Raw genomic sequence first — 4,519 nt, 5'->3', positions numbered from 1 at the left:
CCCCCACCCCCCCCCCCCCCCCCCCCCCCACACACCCCCCCCCCCCCCCCCCCCCCCCCCCCCCCCCCCCCCCCACGGGGTGGAATCCCGGCTACTCCGAGGCACAGCCTATGCACTCGACATCGATCTGATCGGCGAGCTCGGTCAGTACCCCGGCCAGTTCCGACACCGTCCGTTCGTCGGCCGGCATCTCGCCGGTCTCGGTGGCGTGCACCCAGTCCTCGGCCAGCCGGCGCAGCAGCGCGGTGACGTGGTCGGCGGGGATCAGCAGACCACCGTCGTCCGCGGGGAACAGCGGTATCGACAGCTGGATCATGAGTTTTCCTCCCGACGCCTCTCCGGGAACGGCTACCCACGTTGCGGGAGGGCAACCGCTCACGCGCCGCCCGGCCCGCCCTCCGCCAGGGCGGCGAGGACCCGGTCGGGGGTGAGGGGCAGTTCGCGGATCCGGCGGCCGGTCGCCCGGGCGAAGGCGTTGCCGATGGCGGCGGCCGCTCCCACCGTGCCGATCTCGCCGATCCCCTTGCTGCCCATGGGATCGAGGTGCTTGTCGTGCTCGTCGACCCAGTGCGCCTCGATGTCGGGCACGTCCGCGTGCACCGGCACGTGGTACGAGGCCAGGTCCCGCGCGGTGAAGTCGCCGTGGGCCGGGTCCAGCGGGGAGTGCTCGGTGAGTGCCATCCCCAGGCCCATGACCATGCCGCCGACGAACTGGGAGCGGGCCGTCAGCGGGTTGAGGATCCGGCCGGCCGCGAAGACGCCCAGCATGCGCAGCACCCGCACCTCGCCGGAGACCGGGTCGACCGCCACCTCGGCGAACTGGGCGCCGAAGGCGTGCCGGGCGTACGGGGAGCGCTGTTTGACGGCGGCCGTGGTGTCGGCGGACGCGCACAGGCCCCCTTCGGGCACCTTGCCGTCGCGCCGTGCGAGTTTCAGCGCGAGCGCGCGGCAGGCCTCGTGCACCGCCCACCCCCAGGACCCGGTGCCGGACGAGCCGCCCGCCACCGACGCCGCGGGCAGGCCCGAGTGCCCGACCACGCTCGTCACCCGGTCCGCGGGCACGCCCAGCGCGTCCGCCGCCACCATGGCCAGGACGGTCCGCGCGCCGGTCCCGATGTCGGTGGCGGCCACCTCCACCCGGTAGGTGCCGTCCGGCAGGGCATGCGCCATGGCCTGGCAGGGGGCCAGGTACACCGGGTACGTGGACGCGGCCACGCCCGCACCGGTGAGCAGGCCGTCCCGGGTGCGCGGGCCGCGGGTGCCCGGCCAGCCGAAGCGCCGTGCGCCCTCGCGCAGGCAGGCGACCAGGCCGCGGCTGCTGTACGGGCGCCCGCTGTCCGGTTCGGCGGCGGGCTCGTTGCGCACGCGCAGCTCGACGGGGTCCACGCCCACGGCGTCGGCGAGTTCGTCCATCGCCGACTCCAGCGCGTACATGCCGGGCGTCTCCCCCGGCGCCCGCATCCACGACGGGGTGGGCACGTCGAGCGGCACGACGCGGTGTGCGGTGAGCAGGTCGGGGGCCGCGTACATGACCCGGGCGGGTACGGCCGCCTGTTCGACGAACTCGCGGATGCGCGAGGTGTGGGTGGTGATCTCGTGCGCGAGGGCCGTGAGGGTGCCGTCGGGCCGCGCCCCGAGGCGCACCCGGTGCAGGGTGGGGGCGCGGTGGCCGACGACGGCGGGCAGGTGGGCGCGGGGCAGCGCGAGCTTGACGGGCCGGCCGGTGTGCCGGGACGCCATCACGGCGAGCACCACGTGCGGGCGGGGCGTGCCCTTGCAGCCGAAGCCGCCGCCCACGTGCTCCGAGTGCACGGTGATCCGTTCCTCCGCCAGGCCGAACAGGGAAGCCAGGACGGTGCGCACGAGCCCGGCCCCCTGGCTGGAGTCGTACACGGTCAGCCGTTCCTCGCCGGCGTCCCAGACGGCGGTGGCGGCGTGCGGCTCCATGGGGTGGTTGTGCAGCGGGGGCACCGCGTACCGGCGGTCGAGGCGGACCGGAGCGGCCTCGTACGCGGCGAGCGCGTCGCCCTTCTCGCGGCGTCCCGGGTAGCCGCCGTTGACCTGCTCGGGCTCGTAGGCGCCGGGGTGCCCTTCGTGCAGGCGGACGTCGGGGGCCGCGGCGCCGGTGTCGTACGTGACGGACACGGCGTCGGCGGCGGCACGGGCGCGCTCGGGGGTGTCGGCGACGGCGAGGGCGACGTACCAGCCGTGGTGGGGTACCCGGTCGTCCTGGAGCAGCCGCAGCTCGGCGTCCTCGGTGGGCCCGAGCCGGGGTGCGTCGGCGGCGGTGAGGACGGCCGCGACGCCGGGCAGCGCCGCGGCGGCGGCCGTGTCCGTGCGGACCACCCGGCCGGCGGCCACGGTGGCGGGCACCGGCCAGGCGTACAGGCAGCCGGGCGGGGTGTGGTCGGCGGCGTAGCGGGCGGCGCCGGTGACCTTCAGCGCGGCTTCCCGCCGGGTGGCGGGCGAGCCGAGCGCGGGGGTGCCTTCCATGGTCCGTCTCCATCTTTGTGTCGCTCCCCGCCCGGTCGGCGGGGCTTAGTCCCGCGCGGGCCCGGCGAGCCCGGCCAGTACGTCGCGGGCGAGGTTGCCGGCGAGGAGCACCTTGAAGGCGTTGTCGCGCAGCGGGCGGGCCGCTTCGAGTTCGGCGTCCACGGCCGCGCGGACGGCCTCGGGCGTGGGCCGCTCGCCCAGCAGGCGCTCCTCGGCCGCCCGGGCCCGCCAGGGCCGGTGCGCCAGCCCGCCGAAGGCGAGCGCGATCCGGGACACCAGGCCGTCCCGGGTCTCCAGGACCGCCGCCGCCGAGGCGAGCGCGAAGGCGTACGAGGCCCGGTCGCGGGCCTTGCGGTACGCGGAGGGCGCGCCGAAGGCGCCGGGCGGCAGCAGGACCGCGGTGACGAGTTCGCCGTGCCGCAGTGTCGTGTCCTGTTCGGGCCGCTCCCCGGGCAGCCGCAGGAAGCCGTCGAGCGGCACCGTGCGGATGCCGTCGCCGCCGGTGACCTCCACCTCCGCGTCCAGTGCGCTCAGCGCCACCGCGAGGTCGGAGGGGTGGGTGGCGACGCAGAGCGGGGAGTGCCCGAGCACGGCGTGCTCGCGGTTGGCGCCGTCGAGGGCCGCGCAGCCGCTGCCGGGGTCGCGTTTGTTGCAGGGCTTGGACACGTCCTGGAAGTAGCCGCAGCGGGTGCGCTGGAGCAGGTTGCCGCCGGTCGTCGCGGCGTTGCGCAGCTGTCCCGAGGCGCCCGACAGCAGGGCCTGGGCCAGGACCGGGCAGCGGGCCCCGGCGAGGGGGTGTGCGGCGAGGTCGCTGCCGCGGACGCCGGCGCCGACGCGCACGCCGCCCGAGGCGGTGGCCTCGACCCCGGCGGGGAGCAGCCGGGCGACGTCCACGAGGGTGTCGGGCCGTGCGACGCCGAGCTTCATGAGGTCGACGAGGTTGGTGCCGCCGGCCAGGTAGGCGGAGCCGGGCCGGCCGCCGTGTGCCTCGGCCGCCTCGGCGAGGCTCGCGGGGCGGACGTAGCGGAAGGGCTTCACGTGATCACGTCCCGTACGGCGTCGACGATCCGCGGGTAGGCGCCGCAGCGGCACAGGTTGCCGCTGAGGCGCTCGGCGACGGCCTCGCGGGTCGCCTCCGCGCCCTCCGCCTCCAGTTCGGCGATCATCCCGACGGCCGAGCAGAGCTGGCCCGGCGTGCAGAAGCCGCACTGGAGGGCGTCGCGGGCGATGAAGGCCTCCTGGAGGGGGTGCGGGCGGCCGTCCTGCCCGGCGAGGCCCTCGACGGTGGTGATCCGGGCGCCGTCCTGGGCGACGGCGAGCAGCAGGCAGCTGTTCAGGCGCCGGCCGTCGACGAGGACGGTGCACGCCCCGCACTGGCCGTGGTCGCAGCCCTTCTTCGCGCCGGTGAGGTCCAGCCGCTCGCGCAGCGCGTCGAGCAGGGTCGTGCGGTGGTCCAGGCCGAGCGCGTGCCGTTCGCCGTTGACGTGGAGCGTGACCTGCGAGTGCGTGGCCTCCTGGCCGTCCATGACGAGCGCCTGCCTCTCCTCGCGGTTGCCCCCGCCCCTTGGCGTCTAACCGGCCGGGGGCGCGCCGCAACGCGTCGGCGTCCGGTTCCACCCGATCGGATTCGGGCGGCGGAACGTGGGCAGGCGCCGGTCGAGGCTCTCGAAAGGAGTTCGCCATGGCTGAGAAGGCCAAGGGAAAGATGGACCAGGCCAAGGGCAAGGCGAAGGAAACCCTCGGCAAGGTGTCCGGCAACGACCGGCTGAAGGCCGAAGGCAAGATGGACCAGGCCAAGGGCAAGGCCGAGGAAGCCGCGGGCAAGGCCGAGCAGAGCGTGCGCGGGATCGGCGACTCGCTGCGCGGCCGCCGCCACGGCACCTGACCCGTCACGCCCCCTACGACGTGCCCCCCGGCCGGGACCGGCCGGGGGGGAAGCGACGGTTGGGCGGACCGGGAAGTGTTTTGGGTTCGTGGAGCTCCTTAAACCCCTCTGGCGCCACCCTCACTGAGGGAAGCAGAGCAT

5 protein-coding genes are annotated in these 4,519 nt (G+C 75.9%); 1 reads left to right on the top strand and 4 read right to left on the bottom strand.

What is annotated here, in order from left to right:
• Positions 1-91: 91 nt before the first annotated feature.
• The 4 genes from AC07A6_RS26760 to AC07A6_RS26745 are packed head-to-tail and all read right to left on the bottom strand — an operon-like array spanning position 92 to position 4,019.
• Positions 92-316, bottom strand: coding sequence for a DUF6213 family protein (locus AC07A6_RS26760; protein ID WP_478778835.1), 225 nt, complete (start codon positions 314-316; stop codon positions 92-94).
• 59 nt (positions 317-375) lie between these two features.
• Complete coding sequence (locus AC07A6_RS26755; protein ID WP_478778834.1) at positions 376-2,493, bottom strand: xanthine dehydrogenase family protein molybdopterin-binding subunit; 2,118 nt, start codon at positions 2,491-2,493, stop codon at positions 376-378.
• Between the two features lie 45 nt (positions 2,494-2,538).
• Complete coding sequence (locus tag AC07A6_RS26750) at positions 2,539-3,531, bottom strand: FAD binding domain-containing protein (RefSeq protein ID WP_478778833.1); 993 nt, start codon at positions 3,529-3,531, stop codon at positions 2,539-2,541.
• The gene (locus tag AC07A6_RS26745; protein WP_478778832.1) at positions 3,528-4,019 is read right to left on the bottom strand and encodes a (2Fe-2S)-binding protein; all 492 of its coding nucleotides are present in this window, start codon (positions 4,017-4,019) and stop codon (positions 3,528-3,530) included. The genes AC07A6_RS26750 and AC07A6_RS26745 overlap by 4 nt, the downstream gene beginning before the upstream one ends.
• A 155-nt stretch (positions 4,020-4,174) precedes the next feature.
• Here AC07A6_RS26745 and AC07A6_RS26740 point away from each other — a divergent pair, with 155 nt between their 5' ends.
• The gene (locus tag AC07A6_RS26740; RefSeq protein WP_362469788.1) at positions 4,175-4,378 is read left to right on the top strand and encodes a CsbD family protein; all 204 of its coding nucleotides are present in this window, start codon (positions 4,175-4,177) and stop codon (positions 4,376-4,378) included.
• Positions 4,379-4,519: the final 141 nt, after the last annotated feature.

The sequence above is a fragment of the Streptomyces sp. NPDC044002 genome (genome assembly GCF_056434525.1).
This window is presented reverse-complemented; position numbering and strand designations above follow the sequence as displayed.